Genomic DNA, 22,574 nt, shown 5'->3' with positions numbered 1-22,574 from the left:
TCGCTGCCGTTGCTCGACGGTTAGCCAAGCCATCTCTCAGCCATCCAGCCGATCCAGATCGCAGGGCGCCAGAAACAGTCCGAATGGCAGGAACGCCGTCGCGCGCAATGGCTTCTTTCGCAACGCGGCGTTGGCGGCATAGGCAGCGATTCCGGACAGCGCCGCCACTTCAATCACAGCAATGACGGTGGTGAAGTCGCGCCAGGCGCCGGCGACCGCGGTGAGCTTGACGTCGCCGAGCCCCAGCCCGTCGCGGCCCCTTAAGAGCCGGTAGAGCAGCATCAGGAGCAGGAGCGGCAGTGCCGCCGCCACGGCGCGAAAAGCCGCCCAAAGCACACCAGTGCGCCGGCATCGGGTGTAATCGCGCCCGCCCGAAGCAGGGGCGAGAGCAAACGCCGCGGCCGTCAGCTCGTTCAGAATGAGATAGCGGCGGGCGTCGGTCGCGGCGATGGCCAGCATCAGGGCGGCGAGATACGCCCCCGAAAGGCCTTCCGCGCCGGGGGCCGCGAGGAGGCTCGCGACGATGCCGATAAGGAGCACGAGCCCAACGAGGGGCTGAAGGCCTGGCGGATCGTTCTCGAGTTCTCCCGTCACGTCCTTCAGCGCGCCGTCTTCGGCGGGACGACGACAGGGTCGCTGGTGCCGACCAGGTGGCTGTTCATCTTGGTGCGCATCTCCTCGGCGATGACATGCGCGTCGACGCCATCCTTGATGACGGTCGGCCGGATGAACAGGATCAGCTCGGTGCGGGCACGGGCGTTGGTCTGGTGCGAGAAGGCATCGCCCATGCCGGGAATCGAATCGAGGATCGGAATGCCCTGGCGCTGCTTGTTCTCGGTCTCGCTCATCAGGCCGGCGAGCAGCACGGTCTGGCCGCTCGTCACCGCGATCGAGCTCTTGACCCGGCGTTGCGAGATCGTCGGCGTGAGTGTCGTGCTGCCGGCCGCCACGCTCGAGATTTCCTGTTCGATGTCCAGCACCACGTTGCCGTTGGCATTGGAGCGCGGCAGCACGCGCAGGATGATGCCGGTGTTCTTGTAGTCGATGGTGTTGAAGTTCACCGTTCCATCATTGATGATCGTCGAGCTGGCGGCGGTCGAGTTGTTGCTGAAGTTCAAGGTTGCCGACGCGGCATTGATGATCGTGGCGCTGCCTGCCGAACTGCTGGAGAAGAAATCCGTCTGGAAATTGTTGGCGAAGTTTGCGCTGCCGGCCGAGCTGGAATCGTCGAAGGAAAGGAAGCTTTGGTTGACGATGCTTGCCGTTCCGGCCGTGCTGTTCTGGATGAAGAAGACGTTGGCGCCACTGTCGTTCGCGATGATGACGGTTCCCGTTCCGCTGTTCGCCGAGCTGCTGTTCTGGAACACCATCGAATTGCCGGACGTCACCTCGAAGTTCTGGGTGTTGGCTGAGCTGTTAACGATACCGGTACCGTTGACGATGAACGGGTTGTTGATGGTGACCGAATAGGCCTGCGCCGTGTTCGTGAACTGGATCGTGCCAATGGTGACGATGCCGTTGTCGTTGACGACACTGGTGGTGCCGGTGTTGGTAAACGTCGCGGTGCCGTCCGGCACGCTCGGATTCGAGCTCCAGTTGGTGGCATCCGTCCATTCGCCGGTACCGCCAACCCAGTGCCGTCGACGGCGTGCGTCGCAACGACGCCGAGCACCGTGGTCGTGAGCAGGGTGGCGAGCGCGTGACGCAGGACGGAGCGCGCGCCGGATCCGATCCGTTCGGGAAGTCTTGTCGGCCCAGCCATCCGCATCTCAAATCCGCAAAGCAATCGTCGAGGGGTTATGCAATTGCGACGCAGATTGTTTGTCGCAGCCGTCATACTCCCATGGCGTCAGGCACCCCTGCAACGAAAGCGTGCAATACTGCGTCCGGTTCTTTCCTGTTTGTTTTGCAATTTTACCGATCGTGTCCGTGAAGCAATATGTTGGGGTGCATGCGGCGTCGCAGCGTCCAGGGAGCGAGGCTGCGCATCCGGTTCTCCACCCTTCGTCCCCGGCTTGCTTCGACGCGGGTTGATGGCGAGCCACATTGGAACTAGTTTGCCGATCTGGCCGCGCCCCGCGCGGCGGTCGGTCGCAGGGGAGCATCGATGTTCGGACGGCTGGGACGAATCGGATTGGCCGCGCTGTGGATCATCCCCGCCCTGGGCGCAGGGGCAACCATGGCGGCGACCTCGTCCCGAATCGGCATCCTGTCCGACGATACGGTCGGCAATTCTACCGACACGGTCGACGTTGGCGCAGTGCGGCCGATCGCAAAGCCGGTGCAATCCGCAGGCAAGCCGGTCCCCCGTGGTAATCCGCTCTGGTCTGTACCGCTATCGGCGCTGACCGCGACGGCGGATCGCCCGATCTTCTCGGCTACGCGCCGGCCGGCGCCGCGCGCGGTGGCGGCCTCGCCAGAAGAGGCTCCTGCGCCGCCGCCCCCGAAGGCGGTCGAGACCCCGCTGCCGCTCGTTCTGGTCGGAGCCGTGGTCGGCGAGGGCGACGCCATTGCAATCCTCATGGACCGCACCGACCAGAAAGTGATCCCCATGCGCCAGGGTGAATCGCGGGCAGGCTGGTCGCTGAGCACCGTTCAGCCGCGCGAAGTCACGTTCAAGCACGGCGACCGCAGCGAGGTACTGGCGCTGAAACGACCGGATGTGCCGGTGCAGCCGCCGGGGCCGCCCGATACCGTGATGCCTCAAGGGGCAGCTGGCAAGCTGACCGGGCCTACCGGCGACACCTCTTTCGCGCCCTTCGTGCCCCGCTCGACACCGAAGGGCGGCGAGTCGGACGGTCTTTGAGCTTATCGTCCGAGGATCGTTCCCAGCGCCTCAACGACCCGCACCTGCTGCTGCTCCTGCAACCCGATCCACATCGGCAGCCTGATCAGCCGCTCGGATAGCGACGTCGTGAGCATCAGGTCTCCATGGGCGCGTCCGAATCGCATCCCGGCCGGAGATGAGTGCAGGGGGATGTAGTGGAACACGGAGTTAATGCCCTGATCCTTCAGTTTGCCAAGGACCATGCTCCGGTCGATCCCCGGCGAGAGCAAGATGTAGTAGAGATGGCCGTTGTGGCGGCAATGGCCGGGGACGATCGGACGTCGCAACAGGCCCTGCTGCTCCAGCGGCGCCAGCAGTTCGTGGTAGCCGTTCCAGATTGCAATCCGTTCGCGCGTGATGCGCTCGGCTTCCTCGAGCTGCGCCCACAGGAAGGCCGCCGTCAGATCGCTCGGCAGGAACGACGAGCCGATGTCCTGCCAGGTGTATTTATCGACCTCGCCGCGGAAGAACCGGCTGCGATCGGTGCCCTTCTCGCGCATGATCTCGGCGCGCTGTGCGAGCGCGGGATCGTTCACCAGTAGGCAGCCGCCTTCGCCAGACATGATGTTCTTGGTTTCGTGGAAGCTGAAGCTGCCGAGGTCGCCAATGGCGCCGAGCGGCGAGCCCTTGTAGCTGGCCATGATCGCTTGCGCCGCGTCCTCGACGATCCGCAGATTGTGACGTTTCGCGATTGCGACGATCTTGTCCATCTCGCAACCGATGCCGGCATAGTGGACCGGCGCAATCGCACGCGTCCGCGAGGTGATCGCGGCTTCGATCTGCCGTTCGTCGAGGTTGAGCGTGTCCTCGCGAATGTCGACGAAGACCGGGACCACGCCGCGCAGCACGAACGCGTTCGCGCTCGACACGAAGGTGAAGGAGGGCAGGATCACCTCGTCGCCGCTCTTGAGGTTGAGCAGCATGGCGGCCATGTCGAGGGCGGACGTGCAGGAGTGCGTCAGCAACGCTCTTGCGCATCCGGTGCGCTGCTCGAGCCACTGGTGACAGCGTTTGGTGAAACGACCGTCGCCGGACACGTGAAGGCTCTCCAGCGCGTCCTGGATGTAGCCGTGCTCCTTTCCAGTCGGATAGGGCCGATTAAACGGGATGAACTCGGATGCCATTGCCTAAGTCGCGGAACCATCTTAAGAGGCGCGCTAACGCCCTGTTTCCAATCCAAATTGGCGTTTTCCGTTGCGGGAATCAACTGGCGATCGGGCGCAGTCCGATGGAAACTCTGTGCCGGCCCCATCGCGGGCAATCAAGACGGTTCGCGGCGCGCGCGTTTGGGAGGAAGGATGCGGCTTGACTGATACGCAAGTTGACGCGCCAGGCAGGACGGACGGCCCCAGGCGCGAAGGGGGCAGCGGCCGTCTTCACCGGCTCATCCACGGCTGGTCGGCAAATTTGGTGCAGATGCTGCTGGCGCTGACGCAGCAGCTCCTCCTCATCCCCGCGTTCCTGCACTTCTGGAGCAGCGACACGCTTGCGGCCTGGCTTGCGCTCTATGCGGCCGGAAGTCTCGTCATCGTCGCCGATGCCGGCCTGCAACTTCGCGCCATCAATCGATTTCTCGCCTTCAAGTCCTGCATCGACTACGACGGACGTTCGGCGAATTTCTACGCGCGCATGATGCGGATCTATCTGGGGATCGTCGTGGGACTCGGCGTGCTGCTCGTCGCGGGCACCAAGTTGTTTCCGCCCGCTTCAGTTCTCGGATTTCACGCGGTGCCGACTTTCGACACCGCGATGCTCGCGATCACCGTCGGCACGCTGCTCGCGCTGCCGGCCAATATCGTCTCCGGCCTCTACCGCGTGCGCGGCAAATACAGCCGCGCCGTGTGGTCGCAGGTTATCGCGCTGCTGTTCGGCCAGGTCGGGCAACTCTTCGCGATCGCCTGGTTCGGCAGCCTGCTTGCCGTCGCGATCGCCTACGTCGCGGCGCAGATCCTGTTCGCGCTGTTCCTGATCGTCTACGACGCGCCGCGCCAGTTGCCGTTCCTGCAGCGCGGCCGCGTGGCCGCGTCTCCGTCTCCGCCCTGGCGGTGGAGCGCCGGGCAGTTCGGCCTTGCGGTACCGTTCGCCGTAGCCAATCTGACCGAGCTCGCGCTCGTCAATGCGCCGATGCTGCTGGTCAGCGCGATGGTCGCCGACCGCGTGGCGGTGGCGCAATGGGGCCTGATCCGCGTGATATCGAGCTTCGTGAGGGGAGTCTGCATCCAGATCACCCTGCCGATCGGTGCGGAGCTCGGCCACGATTATGCGATCGGCGACAAGGTGCGGCTGCGCGGGCTTTACGCCCATGGATCGTTGTTCGTTACCGCCACGGCCAGCCTGATCGTCGGCGGGCTGCTGCCGTTCTGGCCGGACTTCTTCGCGCTGTGGACGCATGGCAGCATTCCGAACGATGCCGCGCTGACTGTCACGCTGCTGATCGGCTCCGCCGTCGTCGCGCCCTCGCTGATGGCGTTCGTGTTCGCCAATCACAGCAATCGCGGCGAGCTTCTGGTCCGGACCAAGGGGCTGCAACTGATGGCGTTCCTGGTCCTGTCGGCGCTGCTGATCCCCCGGCTCGGCCCGCTCGGCGCCGCGATCGCGATCGTGGCGAGCGATCTCCTGACCCAGTTCGGAATCTTGACGCTCGTCATCGTGCGCCAGACGCTCGCGCATCCGATGCGTCACATGCTGGTCCTGATCGCGATCACGGTCGCGATCCTGCTCGGCGGATGGGCGCTCGGATTGGCGATCCACGCCATGGTGCCGGGGACGGGGCTGCTGCGCTTCCTGGCGGAGTGCGGGATCTGGCTTGTCGTTGTTGCCATCGCGGCGAGCCCGCTGCTAATTGAGCGCGTGCGCGGGCGGGTGCTGGCGGCGGTGCCGAACTAGGCACTCGGTCCGCGGCCCTTCCAGCTCCCGCGGACGTCAGTAGTCAGTAGATCTGAGGATAACGGCGATATCTCAGCCGCATCAGGTGCCGGGCGAGCTGACGATGGCCCTCGTCGATCCGCCTGGCGAAATAGGCGAGCCGCTCCTTGCCTGCGACGGCCAGCCGGGTGCGCTCTTCGGCCGAGCCGACCTTGACGAGGGCCTTGGCGAGCGAGGTGGGATCGTCGTAGTCGAACAGGACCGCGGCGTCGCCGGCCTGCGCCTTGAAGGCTTCCGGATAGATCACCGGCGTGCCGACCGCCCACGCCTCCAGCGGCGGCAGATTGGTGGGGCCGAAATAGGTGGCCATGACGAGCGCGTTGGCGCTGCGATAGAGGGCGCCGAGCTCCGCGGAGGGGACGAAACCGAGCATGCGCACGGAATCGCCGAGGCCGTGCTGCGCAACCAGCGCCTCGAACGCGGCGCGTGCGCCGGGATCGGAGCCGCACAGCACCAGCGTGTGCCGCTCGCCCTGATCCCTGAGCAGGCGCATCGCAAGCAGGATGGTCGCGTGGTTCTTGTGCGACCAGAATTGCGCCGGATAGAACAGATAGCCGGGCTCGATGCCGTGCTTTTTGAGGATCGCGGCGTCCTCGGCCTCGCCGGTCGTGCCTGATCGCGACACGTAGAGCGACGGCGAGAACGGAATGCAGACGGCGTGGTCGCGCTCCATGGCGTAGCGCCGGCACAGCATGTCGATCAGTTCATCGGCATTGGTGATGACCACCGCGGCCTTGGTGACGGCGCTGCGCCACACGATGTCGCGTCGCTCGAACTGGGCGAACTCGCGCACCTCGTCGAACTCAGGGCTGTCGCGGAAGCAGCCGTCGAAGATCGTGATGATGAACGGCAGCTTGTAGAGCACCAGGTTCCAGTTCGACGTCGTGGTGAAATAGACGATGTCGGCGCCGGCCCTGCTCAGCTTCTTCTCGAACGGCGCGCAGACGCGCATGGCGTATTGCAACAGGTCGAACGGTCCCAGATATTTGAGGAACAGGAACAGGCGGTCGAGCCAGCCGAGCTTCAGATACACGCTGTTGATGCCGAGGTCGGCAAGGATCGCGACGTTGTCGGGCAGTGTCGTGAATACGGTGACGTCGATATCGGCGGTCTTGGCCCAGTCGCGCATCCACAGGATGTCGGTGAGCGACTGCTGGAAACCGCCGCCGACGTCGAGCGGAAGCTCGAGGAAAATGCCGACGTGATAGCGCTTCACGGCTGCGCGGCCTTTCTCGCGATCGAATAGGCGGCCCAGTCCTTCGTGTTCGGCGCGGCACCGGACAGCCAGGCACGACTGCCTGCGGGCTCGAACCCGCTGTTCCTGAGCGAGGCCTCGACCTCGAACGGAAACCAGTAGCGCATGCGGTGGGTCTCGTCGACGCGCCGGATCGTCGAGCGCTCCGTGTCTTCGCAGAACAGGGTGTAGTTCACGAGCACCATTGCCTTCTGCTCGTCGTGCTCCGACTGCGCGATCCTTGTCAGGCGCAGCGGGGCCTGCTCGATCACCTTGACACGCGTCTCGACGCCCTGCGCCAGTACCGCGCCGCCATACCAATAGTCGAAGAAGAACACGCCGCCCGGCTTCAGCGCCGCGTGAGCGGTGTGGAAGAGGGCCTCCAGCCGGTCTCGGTCCGTCTGATAGCTCGCGACGTGAAACAGCGACACGACCGCGTCACAGCCGCGCTCCGCGCCGGCCTCGCAGGCATCGCCCTGCCGGAAGGGAATTTTGAGCCCGGCCTGCGCGACGCGCGCGTTCGCCCGGGCGATCATGTCGGCGCTGAGATCGACGCCGGTGACGTCCCAGCCGCGGCGTGCGAATTCGATCGCATGCACGCCCGTGCCGCAGCCGAGATCGAGGAGCTTGCCCGAGGCGATGCCGTGGTCGCGCAGCCGGGCTTCAACGAAGTCGACCTCCGCGGCGTAATCCTTGTCCCGGTACAGGAGGTCGTACCAGGGCGCGTAGTCCGCAAACACGCTCACGCCAGGATCTCCTTCAGCGCCTGCGCGGACCACGCGATCTCGTCGTCGGTCAGCGCGAGGCCGCTCGGCAGATAGAAGCCGCGGCGGGCAATCCGTTCAGCGATCGGATGTTGCTCGTTCAGCATGAATCCCATGCGCCGGAGCACGGGTTGCTCGTGCATGCACCAGAAGAACGGCCGCGTGCCGATGCCCTTCTCCGCCAGGCGCCGCATCGCCTCCATGGCGTCGAAGGGGACGTCGTCGTTCAGCACGACGCCGTAGACCCAGTAAACGTTGTCGGCATAGTTGGTTCGGGGAACGGGACGGCGAATGCGCTCGATGTTCTCGAGATGGCTGTCATAGAGGCGGCCGATGCGGCGCTTGATCTCGACGGTCTGCGGCAGGCGCTCGACCTGGGCAACGCCGAGCGCGGCCTGCAAATTGGTCATGCGCGCGTTCCAGCCGAGCTCCTCATGGATGAATCGTTGCTGCGGCTGGAAGCAGAGGTTGCGAAGGCTGGCGAGACGATCGGCAAGAGCATCGTCGTCGGTGAGTATCATGCCGCCTTCGCCGGTCGTGACGTGCTTGTTGGGATAGAAGCTAAATGTCGAGACGTCGCCGAAGCTGCCGCAGGGCGCACCGCGATAGGTCTGGCCGTGCATCTCGGCGGCGTCCTCGATCACCTTGAAGCCGCGGTTGCGGGCAAGCTCGAGGATCGGGTCGAGATCGACCGGCAGGCCGTAGATGTGGACCAGCATGATCGCGCGCGTGCGCGGCGTGATCGCTGCCTCCACGCCTTCGATCGTCATGTTCCAGGTTGCGGGATCGCAATCCACTGCGACGGGAACGAGGCCCGCCCGCACGACCGCGGCCGCGCAACTGATGATGGTGAAGGTCGGGATGATGACTTCGTCGCCGGGTTCGAGCCCCAGTGCGTGAACGGCGATGTCGAGCGCGACGGAGCCGTTGGTGACGGCAACGCCGTGCCGCCGCCCGGCGGCGCTCGCCATTGCTTCCTCGAAGCGCTTGATGAACGGTCCTTCCGACGAAATCCATCCGGTGCGGATGCACTCAGCGAGGTACTCGGCCTCGTTGCCATCGAGGAGCGGCATGTTGACAGGAACAAAAGCGGGAGTCACAGGGCCGGCCCCTTGACCCGTGTTTCGGACACCGGCACCTCGGGAAAACGCGTCTTGTCGTTCTCGCCGGCATACGGGCCTTGCTTGATCTCGAACATCTCGAGCGGCTCGATGACGTGGAAGCCGTGCGCGCCGCTGCAGAGCAGGATGATGTCGCCGGTGCCGAGCATGCGGCTCTCCAGATATTCCTCGGCCTCGGTGTAGAAGTCGACCTGAAGCTTGCCCTTCTGGATGAGGAGGACTTCCTGTGTAAAATGCACCTCCCGCGTCACCTTGTTATGACGATGGGGTGCAATGCTCTTGCCTTCCGGATGGCTCATGAAGGCGAGCTGTTGCGACAGCTCGGGCGAGGAGAAGAAGGTAATGCCCGGCTCGCGAAAAGAGGCGCGAACGATGATCGCGTAGAGCTGCTCGCCGAATCTGACATGTTCGACGTGTTCCATCCGGGGCCTCGACAAAAAACGCTGGAATCATAGAGACATAGCGTCCCCTACGCTGCGGCACTTTGGCTATTTTGATCCTCACCGTCAAGGGTGGAGGGGCTCGCGCGGTGAGGCGCTGGTTTCAACCGGCGAAGCGGAGAATATCGTCGACCCGCTGCCTGAACGTATGGGTCGAAAGCGTCCGCACTTGTCCTGCGGCGGCAATTGCGCGACGTTCGTCTTCGTTCCTGAGATAGCGGTCGATCATCGCGAGGCAGTCGTCGACCGAGCGCCAGGCGGCGACTTCGCGGCCTTCGTCGAACAGGGTGTGAAGATTGTCCTTGAAATCGGTCAGGAGGAACGTGCCGACGCCAGTCGCCTCAAACAGGCGTGCGTTGCCCGCCTCGCGTCCGGCCATGTCGATATGCGAATTGAGCGTGAGGCGGGACGAGCGCAGCGCCCGATACATCTCCACGCCCCACACCTCGCCCTGATAGCAGCGATGCAGCGGTGAGGAGGCGGGGAGGGTGTGTAGTCCGCTGCCGTAGAGCTTCAGATCGAATTTCCGTGCCACCGCTTCGAGCTGCGCGACCCGCTGCTGGTGATCCGCCGATACGGCGCCGACGAAGGAGATGTCGATGCTGCGCTCAGGCGCCGGCGGAAGAGCGCCGAGGACATCGGGCTCGAAGGCCAGATGAACCACTTCGGATCTGACGCCGGCGTTGCGGAACGTCTGAACGACCCCGAGGAGTTGCGAGATCATCAATCCATAGGCCGACCAGTCCTCGCCGCGCGAGGGGACGATGCCGACCTGGCCGATCAGGATCGGGCGGCCGATACCCTTGATCCGTCGCGCGAGGCGCGCATCGACATGGAAGACGTCCTGGTTGAGCACGAGGTCCGGCTTGAACTCCTCGATCTGCGCCAGCAGGATCCTTTCTGCCTGCGCATCGAGCCGCGGGCTCAGACCCAGCTTGCGTGCTAGCGGCCTGAGGACGGGCTTGAACGGCGCGATCGTGCGCTGGAGCCAATCGGGGATCGCTTGCCGCTGCACCGACATCTCCGGCGCCGGCGGCTCTTCGACGGCGAGCCCGTGCTCGCGCGCCCAGGCCGCCCGCATCCAGGGGTTGTTGACGTGAATGTCGGCGGCGACATGTCCCGCCGCGGCGAAGTTGCGCGAGTAGAAATCGGCGACGCCGAACAGGCTCGCATTGCGCGCCGCCATCTGGACTGCGTAAGGCGCGCCGGCAAGATCGGGCGCGCGGCGGTACAGCCACGCCAGGAACCGCGGATAATCGGCGTTGAGGATGAGGACGCGCACTGTCTTAGTGTTTCTGTTCGGGGATGCCGCGCGGTATCACGTACCACAGGAGAAACAGAAAAGCCGCCCCGTTTGTCAGCATCGCCGTCGCGAAGGGAACATTGAGCAGCGTCTGCGGCAACAGCGCTCCGGATACCAGAATGGTACGCTGGGACACGCCGGCGGACATGCCGTTCACGATGGCGATGACGCTGCCGCACACGAGAGCGGAGACCGGGGCAAACAGCGGGCCGACCGAAGCCACGCCTTCGGTAGCGAAGAGCGACGCATTCATGTAGCCGCCGATGCCGAACGACTTGTAGATGACGACCGCAACCGGCTCCTGATAGGCGCAGGGCATCAACGGCTTCAAAAAGCTGATCTGGCAGAATCGGGTCAGATCGTGCGCGAAGAAGAACTCGTTGTAGTAGTCCATCGCAAGCGACGGGATGGTCATCATGCGGAGGTTCACGAGCTGGAAAAAGGGCAGCGCAAACCGCTCGGGAAACAGACCGCGCTGGTACAGGGCAAATAGGATCACGCCGGCTGCGGTCGGCACCAGCATGGAAAGGATGACGGTGGGCCGCAGATCCAGGAACCGCGTCACGACAAGCATGAGGGCGAGCCAGGCCGGGGCGAAGAAGGCCTGCTTGCTCAACGTGACGGGATAGAACAGCATCAGCAGGACGAGGATGGCGCCGGCCCGCCAGTAGCGGCCGTCAAGTGCGTAGCACGCGAACGCGAACGGCAGCAGCGCAGTCATCGTGATCCCGACCGAATAGTTCACGAGCGTTGGTGCGGTAAGGGAATCGCGATATCTGTAGATGTCCTCGAGCGCGATCAGCCGGAAATTGTAGTAGGCGCCGACGATGGCGACGGCGGCGCCGATCAGCACGATGAGGGCCAGGAGCCGCTCGAAAGCCTGCGGCGACAGTGTCAGCAATCGCGGCAGGGTCGGCTGGTAGAGCGCCGGCAGCAGGAACGCGACCGCGGACGCCGCCGCCGAGAGGCCGCTGAGGCGATGGTTGTAGCCGAACTCGGAGAAGCTGTTGAGCCAGAGATAGCCGGCGATCATGACGAAAAGGTAGTAGCCGACGAAATAGCCGAAGCTGAAGCGGGCGCGGGCGAACAGGACCATCACGACGGCGAACGCGGCAACCGTTGCGACCGCCGCGGGCAGCGCCTCCTTGCGGAAGAAGATATGGTACTCGGGATAGACCAGCGCGATGCAGGCCAGCGAGATGCAGCCCAAGGCGAGATGGCCCAGGATGAGCAGCGCCACGCCGCGATCGTTGCTGAGAAAGCGAAGCCTGTCTGCCTCGCAATCCATGATGTCTATAGGGGGGGCCATGTGGCGGTTCGAATATCCCATCCGAAGGGTGCGCACAATGTCCGAAACGTGCCCGAAGGGGGGATATGCACGGGTCTAAAGCCTTGATTCGTTCAGGCTTTTGTTAATATAGGTCAACCCGACCGGTAGGCTCAGAACCTCACGTTTCGAGCCCGCCTCCAAAGAAGATCGAGGTCTCATGATCAGGTTCGGCCTGCTCGGGTGCGGGCGCATCGCCAAGCGCCATTCCGACCTTTTGGGTGGCAACCATATCGAAGGCGCGGGCCTCGTTGCGGTGTGCGACTCCGATCGCGCGCGGGCGGATGCGATCGCCGCGAAGTTCAACGTATCAGCGCATGGCGATCTCGATGAAATGCTCGCGCGCGACGATATCGACGCCATCGCGGTGCTGACGCCGAGCGGGCTGCATCCGCAGCATGCGATCGCCTGCGCGCGGGCGGGCAAGCATGTGGTAGTCGAAAAGCCGATGGCGCTGCGACTGCAGGACGCCGACGACATGATCCGCGCCTGCGACGAGGCAGGCGTAAAGCTCTTCGTCGTCAAGCAGAACCGCTTCAACGTGCCGATCGTCAAGGCGCGCGAGGCGCTCGATGCCGGCCGGTTCGGCAAGCTTGTGCTCGGCACGGTCCGCGTGCGCTGGTGCCGGGATCAGGCCTATTACGATCAGGACGCGTGGCGCGGCACCTGGGCCCAGGACGGCGGCGTGCTCACCAATCAGGCGAGCCACCACATCGACATGCTGGAATGGTTCTTCGGTGACGTGGTCAGCGTTCATGCGCGCAGCACTACCGCGCTGGTGAAGATCGAGACCGAGGACACGGCGGTCGCGACGTTGAAGTTCCGCAGCGGCGCCCTCGGGATCATCGAGGCGACGACCGCCGGGCGTCCGGTCGATCTCGAAGGCTCGCTCTCGATCCTTGGCGAGAAGGGAACGGTGGAGGTTGGCGGCTTCGCCATGAACCAGATCCGCCATTGGCGCTTCGTCAACGAGCTGCCGTCGGACAAGGAAGTCATCGAAAAGTTCTCAGTCAACCCGCCGAACGTTTACGGTTTTGGCCACCAGGCCTACTACCAGCACGTCGTTGAATGTCTCGCCGACCGCGGTGCTGCGCTGGTCGACGGGTTGCAGGGCCGCAAGAGCCTGGAGCTGATCTCCGCGCTCTACGAATCCATCGAGACGGGGCAGGAGGTATCGCTCCGCTTCGTGCCCCGTCGCAGCCGCCTGGGCGTGGCCTCGTGAGCGACCCCGAGCGCCACCAGATCGGGATCCGCGACGTCAGTTTCGGCGCCGGCGTCAAGGTCGTCGAACCCTGCAATCTCTACGGCTGCACGATCGGCGACGGCTGCTTCATTGGACCGTTCACCGAGATCCAGAAGGATGTCGTGATCGGCGCGCGCACGCGCGTGCAATCGCACAGTTTCGTCTGCGAACTCGTGACCGTTGGTGAGGATTGCTTCATCGGCCATGGCGTGATGTTCATCAACGACACGTTCGCGGGCGGCGGTCCGGCACGGGGACGGAAGGAATTGTGGCGCGAAACCAAAATCGGCAACCGGGTGTCGATCGGCTCGAATGCGACGATCATGCCGGTCACGATCGTCGACGACGTCGTGATCGGCGCGGGCTCGGTGGTGACGAAGGATATCACCGTTGCCGGCACCTATGCCGGCAATCCGGCGCGACTATTGACCTTGCGGAAATGACTGATGGCGGTTCCCTTCGCTGATCTCCAGCTCCAGTACCAAAACATCAAGGGCGAGATCGACGCGGCGATTGCCGCCGTCATCCGCGACAATGCCTTCATCCGCGGTCCCTATGTCGATACTTTCGAGCGCGACTTCGCCAAAGCTGCGTCCGTCAGGCATTGCGTCTCCTGTGCCAACGGGACGGATGCGCTCTATCTCGCGATGGCCGCGCTGAAGGTGAAGCCGGGCGACGAGGTCATCACCACGGCGCATTCCTGGATCTCGACCTCGGCGATGATCACCCATTCCGGCGCAACGGTGAAATTCTGCGATACCGACGGGGTGACCTTCACCATCGATCCTGCGGCGATCGAGGCCGCGATCACGCCGCGCACCGTCGGCATCATTCCGGTGCACCTCTACGGTCAGCCTGCCGACATGGAAGCGATCATGGCGATCGCGAACAAGCGCGGATTGTGGGTGATCGAGGATTGCGCCCAGGCGCATCTGGCGCGCTACAAGGGGCAGATGGTCGGAACGTTTGGCGCGGCGGCGACCTATTCGTTCTATCCGGGCAAGAATCTCGGTGCGATGGGCGATGCGGGCGCTGTGGTCACCAATGACGCTGATCTTGCCGCGCATATGACCAGGCTGGCGCGGCACGGCGGGCTCGTGAAGCATCAGCACGAGATCGAGGGCATCAACAGTCGGCTCGATGGCATGCAGGCCGCCATTCTGTCGGCAAAGCTTCCGCATCTTAACGCCTGGACCGAAGCGCGGCAGCGCGCGGCCGCGATCTATGATGCCGGCCTCAATCAGATTGAGGGTGTGAGCGTGCCGCAGATCGCGCCCGGCCGCGATCACGTCTATCACCTCTACACGATCAGGCATCCACGCCGCGACGCGCTGGCGGCTCACCTCAGCGCCAAGGGCGTGCAGACCGCGATCAACTATCCGACCGCGCTGCCGCTGCTTCAGGCCTATGAGCGCTTCGGCCATACGGCCGAGCAGTTCCCCCGTGCCTACCGGGATCAGACCAGCATCCTGTCGCTGCCGATCTTCGCCGAAATTACGCCGGCGCAGCAGGATAGCGTGATCCGGCTCCTGCGCGAATTTGCATAGCGCTGGCAAGCGCCCCCGGCTCGCGCGAGATTTATTGATCTTTGTCAAAGACTTCTGGGACCCGCGCGGTTGTATTTCGGGCCGAGGGTTCCCGATCCATTGATGGGACCGAAGCTCATTCAAAACTGGCCTCCAGCGGCTGGAGTGTTTAGAAGCGGCCATATCAGGTCGGCATGGCAGGTCGGGTGGCCCGGCCAGAGGGGAACTGGAACTTTGCGAAAAGTACTTTTGACGGGGGCGGGCGGATTCATCGGATCGCACCTTGCGGAAGAGCTGGTCCGGCGCAATGTCGCGGTGCGCGCCTTCGTGCACTACAACAGCATGGGCGCGCACGGCTGGCTCGATTCCTCGCCGCCCGATATCCGCAAGGAATTCGACGTCTTCGCAGGCAATGTGTGCGACCCCAACGGCGTGCGCACCGCCATGAAGGGCTGCGATGCCGTCCTGCACCTCGCCGCGCTGATCGCAATTCCCTACTCGTATCATTCGCCCGACACCTATGTCGAAGCCAACATCCGCGGCACGCTCAATGTGCTGCAGGCGGCGCGCGATCTCGGCATTGAGAAGGTGATCCACACCTCGACCAGCGAAGTCTACGGCACGGCGCAATTCGTTCCGATCTCTGAGGAACATCCGCTCCAGGGCCAGTCGCCTTATTCCGCGACCAAGATCGGTGCCGACCAGCTCGCGCTGTCGTTCGAGCGCTCGTTCGGCACGCCGGTGACGGTGGTGCGCCCCTTCAACACTTACGGCCCACGCCAATCGGCCCGCGCGGTGATCCCGACCATCATCACCCAGATCGCGGCAGGCGCGCGCAAGATCAAGCTCGGCAGTATCCATCCGACGCGCGACTTCAACTACGTCGCCGACACCGTCGGCGGCTTCCTAGCTGCGCTCGACTCCAACGCCGGCATCGGCGAGGTCATCAACATCGGGAGCGCCTTCGAGATATCGATCGGCGATACCGCGCGGCTGATCGCCGAGCTCATGGAAGCGGAGATCGAGATCGAGCATGACGACGTTCGTGTGCGACCCGAGCGCAGCGAAGTCGAGCGCCTCTGGGCCTCCAACGCCAAGGCGCAAAAACTGCTCGGCTGGTCGCCGCGCTTCGGTGGCGTCGACGGCCTGCGCAAGGGTCTCGAACAGACCATCGCCTGGTTCACCAAGCAGGAGAACCTGTCCCGCTATCGCGTCAATGCGTACACGCTGTGAGCAAGATGAGCATGTCCTCCGCGCAAGCGAGCCAGAACCGTCCCGCCGTGCTTGACCTTAAGCCGGTGCTCGACGCCGTCGATGCGGTGCTCGGGTCGGCGCAGCGCCCCGTCGAGCTGCACGAGCCGCGTTTCGGGATTCGCGAGCGCGAACTGGTGCTCGACTGCATCGACACCAACTGGGTGTCGTCAGCAGGCAAATACGTCACCCGCTTCGAGGAGATGGTGGCGGAAGCGACCGGATCGCGTCACGCGGTTGCCGTCGTCAACGGCACCGCCGCGCTGCATGCGGCATTGGTGCTCGAGGGTGTCGAAGCGAACGACGAGGTGCTGTTGCCCTCGATCACCTTCGTGGCCACCGCCAACGCCGTGAGCCATGCCGGCGCCGTGCCGCACTTCGTCGATTCGACCTGGGACACGCTGGGGCTCGATCCGCGTGCGCTCGAGGCGCATTTGGACGCAATCGCGGTGCGGCAGAGCGGAGCCTGGGTGAACAAGCACACCGGCCGCCGCCTTCGCGCCGTGGTTCCCGTGCATATCTTCGGACATCCCGTCGACATGGCCGCGCTCGGCGCGGTTGCCGCCCGCTACGACCTCGTGATCGTCGAGGATGCGACCGAATCGCTCGGCTCGCGCCTGAACGGCAAGGGCTGCGGCACCTTCGGCCATTCCGCGGTGCTGAGCTTTAACGGCAACAAGATCATCACCACTGGCGGCGGCGGCATGATCGTGACCGACGATGAGGCGCATGCCTGCCACGCCCGGCACTTCACCTCGACGGCGAAGAAGGCGCACGCCTGGGCGTTCGAGCACGACGAGGTCGCCTACAACTACCGCCTGCCCAACATCAACGCCGCGCTCGGTTGCGCACAGATGGAGCGGCTGGCCGGGATGGTCGAGGCCAAGCGCGTGCTCGCCCAGCGCTATCTCGACGCCTTCAGCGACTTCCCCTGGGCGCGCATCTATCGCGAGCCGAAGGGCTCAGAGAGCAACTATTGGCTCAACACGCTCGTGCTCGACCGCGAATACGCTTCCGAACGCGACCGTCTGCTTGAAGCCCTTCACGGCCATGGTATTCGCGCCCGCCCGCTGTGGACGCCGATGCACCTCTTGCCGATGTACCGCGACTGCCCCCGCGCCTCGCTGCCCGTCGCCGAGGACATGAATACGCGCTGCATCAACCTGCCGAGCAGTCCCTTCCTCGCCGGAGCCGCCCAAGGCGCGAACCAGAGCTGATGCCCCGGATCATTTTCTTCACTATTCACAGCACGACCGCCTGGTGGAAATACCTGGCCTCGCGCATGGAGTTTGCCGACGCGATCGTGCTCAGCGACCTGCGCGATGACGGTGACTATTCGCTGGTCGATGACTTCTATCGCTTCGTCGACCGGGGCGGCGCGGCCGCTGCGGCGCTCGACCGGTTCGGCACGGATGGATGCGCCGACATCATCCAGCGCTGCCGCGTGCTCAGGAGCATCGATCGCGATCTCGCGCTCAAGATGATTGGCGGCATGACGCAGGCGATCGAGCAGGCTTTCGACAAGCTTGGCCCCGATCTCGTCATGACCTTCACCATCGACCGCTATGTCATGGATGTCATGGAGCGCATTGCACGGCGGCGCGGCATCGACTTTCTGGAGATGACGACCTCGATCATCCCCGATCAGGTGATGCTCTTGCGGCGCGGGCGGCCTGTCTGGCTGCGCGAGCCCTCCAGGGAGGATATCGATGCGGCGGTCGGCCAGCTCTGCAGGGAAGATTTCGCGCCGGCCTATGTCCGCGACGCCAAGCGTTTTTCCCTGGCAAAGTTCTGGCGTATTTTTGGCTATTACGCGCTGCGCGGCGCCTTCTTCAATGTCTGGCGCTTCCTCAAGCGCGACCGCTACAACTGTCACTATCTCGACGCGCTGAAGCGGCTGAAGCACAAGGTGCGCATGCGCGACGTGGTCGTCCTCAAGCTGCTCGACCATGGCTGGGACAAGCGACTCGCCGAAGTGCCAAGCGAGCGGCGGGTATTCCTCGGGCTTCAGCTCTTCCCCGAGGCCTCGATGGATTACTGGCTCGAGTCGCAAGGCATGCTCGCGCATGACGACGTCGTGGTGCAGTATTGCGAGGCGCTTGGCCGCGCCGGCTACCGCATCTTCGTCAAGGACCATCCGCTGCAGTTCGGCTTCCGCCAGCGCGAGCTGTTCGAACGTCTGGCGAAGCTGCCGTCCGTGGTACTGGTCCCTTACGACGTGCCGGCGAATCTGCTGATCGGAAAGTGTGCGGTGTCGGTGACGTTCACCGGCACCATCGGCTTCCAGGCGGCGCTTGCCGGGCTGTGTTCGGTCGCGACCGAGCCGTATTACGCAACCGAGCAGCACTTTTTACACGTCCGCGACACCAGCGAGGTCGACGACATCGCCGAGCGGCTCGCGCGATGGCAATCCCCTGGCGACCTCGACACAACACGCCGCGCGATCATGCGGCACCTGGCGTCGATCAGCGTCGAGGGCGACTATTTCGGCTGGCGCAAGTTCGATCCAGAGAACGAGGCCTTGCGTGCGTCGGTCGAGCCGCTGGCGTGTTCGCTGAACGCGCACCTGCCGCGATTCCTGAAGTTCTGCAGAACCGCCGCCTGACGGATCCGTGGGGAGCGCGCCTGCAACCGATGTCGAGGGCCGGCAGTGATGGAACAGCACGATGCGATCTCGTCTGCTTGACCTCGTGACACGACCGGCCGTCGCCGGCACGGTCGCGGCGCTAGTCCTGCGCGCGCTGACGTTGGCGAGCCGCTTCCTGCTGTCGCTCCTTCTGGCGCGCATGCTGTCGCCGGCCGAAGTGGGGCAATACGGCCTCTTGACCGCGGCGCTGGCCTTCGCGCTGCTCGCGGTCGGGCTGGAGTTCTATTCCTACACGCTGCGCGAACTGGTACCGGCGATGCCCGAGCGGCGCGCGCGCATCATTGCGGACCAGATGGCGCTTGGGGCCGTGGCGCTGGCAGCGATCGGGATCGTGGTGGCCGGTGCAATCGCAACAGGCTCCTTTCCGGCGCGTCTTGCACCGTGGTTCATCGTGATCCTTGTCACCGAACATGTCTCGCTGGAGGCGACGCGGATCCTGATCATCACCTGGCGGCCGGTGCGTGCCTATATCGGCGTGTTCCTGCGCGGCGGGATCTGGGTGTACGCGATCGCCGTGCTGATGTTCGCGGCGCCGTCGATGCGGACGCTAGAGACCGTGCTGGTTTGGTGGGCGTTAGGCGGCGTGCTGTCGATCGCCTTTTCCGCATTCTCGCTCTCCGAGCTGCCCTGGCACGAGATCAGGGGCTACCGGCCGGACCTCAAGAACATCCGCGAGGGCCTGTGGACCGCACGTCCCTTCATGCTGACGGCAGCGGGCGCGCTGGTCATTTCCTATGTCGACCGCTTCGTCATCGATGCGTTCGTCGGACGCGACGCGCTCGGCGTCTACACATTCTATTCGACGATCCTGATCGGCTTGTTGTCGCTCGGCGGGTCAGTGTCGCATCAGTTCCTTCCAAAGGTGATCGCGGGACACGCTGCAGGCCCGGACGCTTTTCGCGCGGCGCTGCGCTCGTTCTTGTGGTCAATGCTGGCGCTGGCGTCCGGAACGATGATCATCTCGAGCCTCGCCATGGCGCCCATGCTGGCTGCGCTCGGGCTGTCCGCCTATGGGGCGGGGATCGGGGTGTTCTATGCAATGCTGCCGGGAATCTTCCTGCGCATGCTGGCCGATGTTCCGTCCTACGCGCTCTATGCGGCGCGCTCGGACAATCATCTCTTGATTTGCAATCTTGGCGCGGCCGTGGTGTCGACGTTGCTCAACCTGCTGCTGGTTCCCCGGCTCGACATCTACGGTGCGGCGCTGGCCGGCGGCATCGCCAGTGCCGTGCTGTTTTTGTCGTTGGCAGGTTTTGCTGTCCACGGAATGCGGGAGAAACGCAAGAAATCCGGCGCGCCGGATTCGGTCGGTCTTCCCACCGATCCGGACATGCTCTACCCTTGACGATGTGGCGGCGCTTGCTGCGGTTGAAGCGTCGATCGGTTCCCGGGCCTAGCGATAAAGATCAATGTCAGCCATCTACCGTTCTCTATCGTCGCCTCCGCTCCTGCTCATCCTGGTGTGGTGCGCGATCTTGATCGGCATTGTCGTCGGACCGATCGAGTATCCGCTGCAACCCTCCAAGCCGGTGTTGGTGATCCTGCTGGTTGGAATTGCACTGTTCATCGTTGCATATGGAGTCGGTGTTCGGACGGCCGAGCTGTCCTTTGGTTCCGGGTCGATCAAACCGACGAAAACCAGGGCGCTTGACATCGCAGTTTCTTCGACTGCAATCGTTGGCGTGACAGGAATTGCAATGATTGCTGTCGATCGCACCATACTTAGCGGTGTCAGCAATAGCGGATATTCGGAGTTGCTTCGATGCGCGCCGGCCTTGGTGGAGGTGCTTGAGATAAAGCGTGGCCCGCTGCTCTATATCGGCTATCTCATGTTTTCGTTTGGCTTCGTGTCCCTGACGCTCTTTCACCTTCGTGGCGAGGAGATAAAGGGGTGGCCGGCCATTCTGGGGCAACTTTCCATTGCGTCGCCAATTGGCTATGCGGTTCTCTATTCAGGCCGAATGCCGATTTTGTTTCTTATTTCACTCGGCTGCGCTGCTGGCTTGGTTCGTCTCGGTAGCGGGCGTCCAATGTTCCCTCGAGGACATCGGCTCCTCCTCAAGTCAATTGTCGCCATTTTGCTGTTCGCCCTCTACTCGAATGCGATTTGGGCGCGCCGGCAAAACTTCTGCGTTCAGATGAGCGGATTGATCCGGGAGCTCACCGCCAAAATCGACTCGGGCACTCTCAGCAAGGTCGGTCGATCTGCGGAGGCAATAAGTGCTGCAGATCTCAGTGCTCAGATCCAGGATCGGCTGGCTGCGCAACAAGAGAGCAATGCCTCAAAGCCGACGGAGGCGCTTTCGTCGTCAGTTCTGGTGATTATGGAAGAAGCATGGCGCGTGAGGCCGCGCCACTATGTGCTATCCGCAATTCAAGCAGGCTACCTTTCGGAGCGGGCGGCATTGGGCCTGCTCAGTTCCTGGTTCTACCTGACGCATGGTGTTCGCATTCTCGACCTTACGTGGCAAGCTCAGTCGAACCTTTCGCCCCTTTACGGGGTGTATGAAATCGGAGTTCTGTCGCCCATTTTGCGTGTCTTTTTTCCGCAGAATCAACTCCTTGCCTCCGTGAAGGCGCAGTTGAATGACGCGGAGATTTACGGATTCTTCCCGTCTGTGTGGGGGGCGGCTTACATTGATTTTGGAGCCCTTGGAGCTGTCCTCTATATTTTTCTTTGGGGACTCGCGGCGGGTTGGAGCGCGTTTGGCGCTAGGCGGACTGACCGGATCACGCCGAGCCTTGTGCTCTCATTTACGCTCGCGACAATCTTGTTGAGCCCGATTCAGGGCCCCCTGGGGATTGCGAATTCGGCCCTGGTTCTGCTGTCGATTATTGTCACCGGCATCGCCGTCGACGTGAGCAATTCATCGTCAATGTTCCGGCCGTGGAAGTCCAAGCGTGCGCTGGATGCGCCGGCAACATGAGACGCCCTTAGCCCTTCGGCTTTCCACGCAGCCACTGAACAGTTTCCGCAACTCCCTGCTCCATGGTGTAGGGTGTGGGACCGCAGACGGCTTCGGTCGGCCTCAGATCAAATTGATACTGCGTAAGTACGTTGTTGAGACGGAACGAATTGAAGGGAAATTTCCGGAGGCCGATGATGTTCACGGCGTCACCGCAAAATGCGAGAGCGCGCGCGACGGCGACCGGCAGATGTGGAATGGGACGCGAGCCGAACGCGTGCTGGAATGCGTCGCACCAGGCGATCAGATCAATCGCCGCGTAGTCGGCGAGATAGAACATCCCGCGGTGAATCTGCTCGGACGGCACCGTCAGCAGGCGCCAGTACTGGAACGCGATGTTCTCGACATAGCTGTACGACTTCCAGAGCGGGCCTTGCCCGACGTGGAAGTAATGGCCGCGCTCGATCATGTGCAGGAAGCGCTGATAGTGAGCGCTCATGCCGGGACCCCAGACGGTCGTGGGGCGCGCCAGGCACCATTCGCGTCCGGCGCCGTCGGCGCTGCGGACGATCTCCTCGGTGCGTACCTTGCTTTTTCCATACAGCGTGTCGGCCTTGTAGTCGGTGTCGCTGGTCGGCACATAGCCGACGCGGCAGACGAGCTGCGACGAGGTCCAAATCGCTCGTCGCACGGACGGCGTCTGCCGCACGGCCTCCACCAAATTCTCTACGCCCTCGATATTGGCGGTGTAGCCTGAAAGGTTGGTCTTCTCGTCGAGATCGATGCGTGCGGCGAGATGGACCACCGCATCCGGAGCCGAGCCGATCACGGCTTTCGTCAGGCGGTCGGCGTCGAGGATGTCGCACACGATGTCGGTGGTCTCGGCCGGAACCTTATCGAGCCCTACGACTGTGCAATGTTCGGCGCGCAGCCGCCGCACCAACGCCTGGCCGATGAAGCCGGAGCTTCCGGTCACAAGAACTTTCATGCTGATGTCGCTGTCATTGCCGACGGGACGGTCGCTTGACCGGCTTGCCGGGCTGATCTACCAAATCGATCC

General features: G+C 63.6%; 20 protein-coding genes. 10 read left to right on the top strand and 10 right to left on the bottom strand.

The window, feature by feature from the left end:
- Positions 1-36: 36 nt before the first annotated feature.
- Entirely contained in the window at positions 37-540 is a 504-nt protein-coding gene (locus Q2941_RS35660) for a prepilin peptidase (protein WP_458195394.1), read from the bottom strand.
- A gap of 59 nt (positions 541-599) precedes the next feature.
- Complete coding sequence (locus Q2941_RS35655; protein ID WP_458195393.1) at positions 600-1,577, bottom strand: type II secretion system protein GspD; 978 nt, start codon at positions 1,575-1,577, stop codon at positions 600-602.
- 530 nt (positions 1,578-2,107) lie between these two features.
- Here Q2941_RS35655 and Q2941_RS35650 point away from each other — a divergent pair.
- Positions 2,108-2,806, top strand: a complete 699-nt coding sequence (locus tag Q2941_RS35650; protein ID WP_458195392.1) for a hypothetical protein — start codon at positions 2,108-2,110, stop codon at positions 2,804-2,806.
- A 2-nt stretch (positions 2,807-2,808) separates the two neighbouring features.
- On the opposite strand, the gene rffA is transcribed toward Q2941_RS35650, so the two are convergent.
- A complete protein-coding gene (gene rffA / locus Q2941_RS35645) occupies positions 2,809-3,951 on the bottom strand; it encodes a dTDP-4-amino-4,6-dideoxygalactose transaminase (RefSeq protein WP_458195391.1) in 1,143 nt (380 codons plus the stop codon).
- Between the two features lie 181 nt (positions 3,952-4,132).
- Here rffA and Q2941_RS35640 point away from each other — a divergent pair, with 181 nt between their 5' ends.
- The gene (locus Q2941_RS35640) at positions 4,133-5,713 is read left to right on the top strand and encodes an MATE family efflux transporter (RefSeq protein WP_458195390.1); all 1,581 of its coding nucleotides are present in this window, start codon (positions 4,133-4,135) and stop codon (positions 5,711-5,713) included.
- A gap of 43 nt (positions 5,714-5,756) precedes the next feature.
- Here Q2941_RS35640 and Q2941_RS35635 read toward each other — a convergent pair whose 3' ends face one another.
- The 6 genes from Q2941_RS35635 to Q2941_RS35610 form a co-directional block, all read right to left on the bottom strand.
- On the bottom strand, positions 5,757-6,968 hold the full coding sequence (locus Q2941_RS35635) for a glycosyltransferase (protein WP_458195389.1): 1,212 nt from the start codon (positions 6,966-6,968) through the stop codon (positions 5,757-5,759).
- Positions 6,965-7,732, bottom strand: a complete 768-nt coding sequence (locus Q2941_RS35630) for a class I SAM-dependent DNA methyltransferase (RefSeq protein ID WP_458195388.1) — start codon at positions 7,730-7,732, stop codon at positions 6,965-6,967. Before Q2941_RS35630 ends, Q2941_RS35635 begins: the two co-directional genes overlap by 4 nt.
- Positions 7,729-8,823: a DegT/DnrJ/EryC1/StrS family aminotransferase gene (locus Q2941_RS35625; protein WP_458195387.1), complete on the bottom strand. Its 1,095-nt coding sequence runs from the start codon at positions 8,821-8,823 to the stop codon at positions 7,729-7,731. Before Q2941_RS35625 ends, Q2941_RS35630 begins: the two co-directional genes overlap by 4 nt.
- A 23-nt stretch (positions 8,824-8,846) precedes the next feature.
- Complete coding sequence (locus Q2941_RS35620) at positions 8,847-9,293, bottom strand: cupin domain-containing protein (RefSeq protein WP_458195386.1); 447 nt, start codon at positions 9,291-9,293, stop codon at positions 8,847-8,849.
- 121 nt (positions 9,294-9,414) lie between these two features.
- Positions 9,415-10,593, bottom strand: a complete 1,179-nt coding sequence (locus Q2941_RS35615) for a CgeB family protein (protein WP_458195385.1) — start codon at positions 10,591-10,593, stop codon at positions 9,415-9,417.
- Positions 10,594-10,597: 4 nt separating this feature from the next.
- Positions 10,598-11,923, bottom strand: coding sequence for a hypothetical protein (locus tag Q2941_RS35610; RefSeq protein WP_458195384.1), 1,326 nt, complete (start codon positions 11,921-11,923; stop codon positions 10,598-10,600).
- A gap of 178 nt (positions 11,924-12,101) precedes the next feature.
- Between Q2941_RS35610 and Q2941_RS35605 the strand changes: the two genes are divergently transcribed.
- The 8 genes from Q2941_RS35605 to Q2941_RS35570 all read left to right on the top strand — a co-directional run bounded on the left by Q2941_RS35605 (position 12,102) and on the right by Q2941_RS35570 (position 21,535).
- Complete coding sequence (locus Q2941_RS35605; RefSeq protein WP_458195383.1) at positions 12,102-13,163, top strand: Gfo/Idh/MocA family protein; 1,062 nt, start codon at positions 12,102-12,104, stop codon at positions 13,161-13,163.
- Entirely contained in the window at positions 13,160-13,627 is a 468-nt protein-coding gene (locus Q2941_RS35600) for an acyltransferase (protein ID WP_458195382.1), read from the top strand. Before Q2941_RS35605 ends, Q2941_RS35600 begins: the two co-directional genes overlap by 4 nt.
- A gap of 3 nt (positions 13,628-13,630) precedes the next feature.
- On the top strand, positions 13,631-14,731 hold the full coding sequence (locus Q2941_RS35595; RefSeq protein WP_458195381.1) for a DegT/DnrJ/EryC1/StrS family aminotransferase: 1,101 nt from the start codon (positions 13,631-13,633) through the stop codon (positions 14,729-14,731).
- Between the two features lie 213 nt (positions 14,732-14,944).
- Positions 14,945-15,943, top strand: a complete 999-nt coding sequence (locus tag Q2941_RS35590) for an NAD-dependent 4,6-dehydratase LegB (protein WP_458195380.1) — start codon at positions 14,945-14,947, stop codon at positions 15,941-15,943.
- An 11-nt stretch (positions 15,944-15,954) separates the two neighbouring features.
- Complete coding sequence (locus tag Q2941_RS35585; RefSeq protein ID WP_458195379.1) at positions 15,955-17,178, top strand: LegC family aminotransferase; 1,224 nt, start codon at positions 15,955-15,957, stop codon at positions 17,176-17,178.
- A complete protein-coding gene (locus Q2941_RS35580) occupies positions 17,178-18,566 on the top strand; it encodes a hypothetical protein (RefSeq protein WP_458195378.1) in 1,389 nt (462 codons plus the stop codon). Before Q2941_RS35585 ends, Q2941_RS35580 begins: the two co-directional genes overlap by 1 nt.
- A 61-nt stretch (positions 18,567-18,627) precedes the next feature.
- A complete protein-coding gene (locus Q2941_RS35575) occupies positions 18,628-19,953 on the top strand; it encodes a lipopolysaccharide biosynthesis protein (RefSeq protein WP_458195377.1) in 1,326 nt (441 codons plus the stop codon).
- Between the two features lie 64 nt (positions 19,954-20,017).
- A complete protein-coding gene (locus Q2941_RS35570; protein ID WP_458195376.1) occupies positions 20,018-21,535 on the top strand; it encodes a hypothetical protein in 1,518 nt (505 codons plus the stop codon).
- A gap of 7 nt (positions 21,536-21,542) precedes the next feature.
- Here the strand turns inward: Q2941_RS35570 and Q2941_RS35565 are convergent, their stop codons facing one another.
- Complete coding sequence (locus Q2941_RS35565; RefSeq protein ID WP_458195375.1) at positions 21,543-22,502, bottom strand: NAD-dependent epimerase/dehydratase family protein; 960 nt, start codon at positions 22,500-22,502, stop codon at positions 21,543-21,545.
- Positions 22,503-22,574 lie beyond the last annotated feature (72 nt).

This window comes from Bradyrhizobium sp. UFLA05-153, from assembly GCF_054185185.1.
Note: the sequence above shows the minus strand (reverse complement) of the source record. Positions and strands in the feature narration are given on the sequence as shown.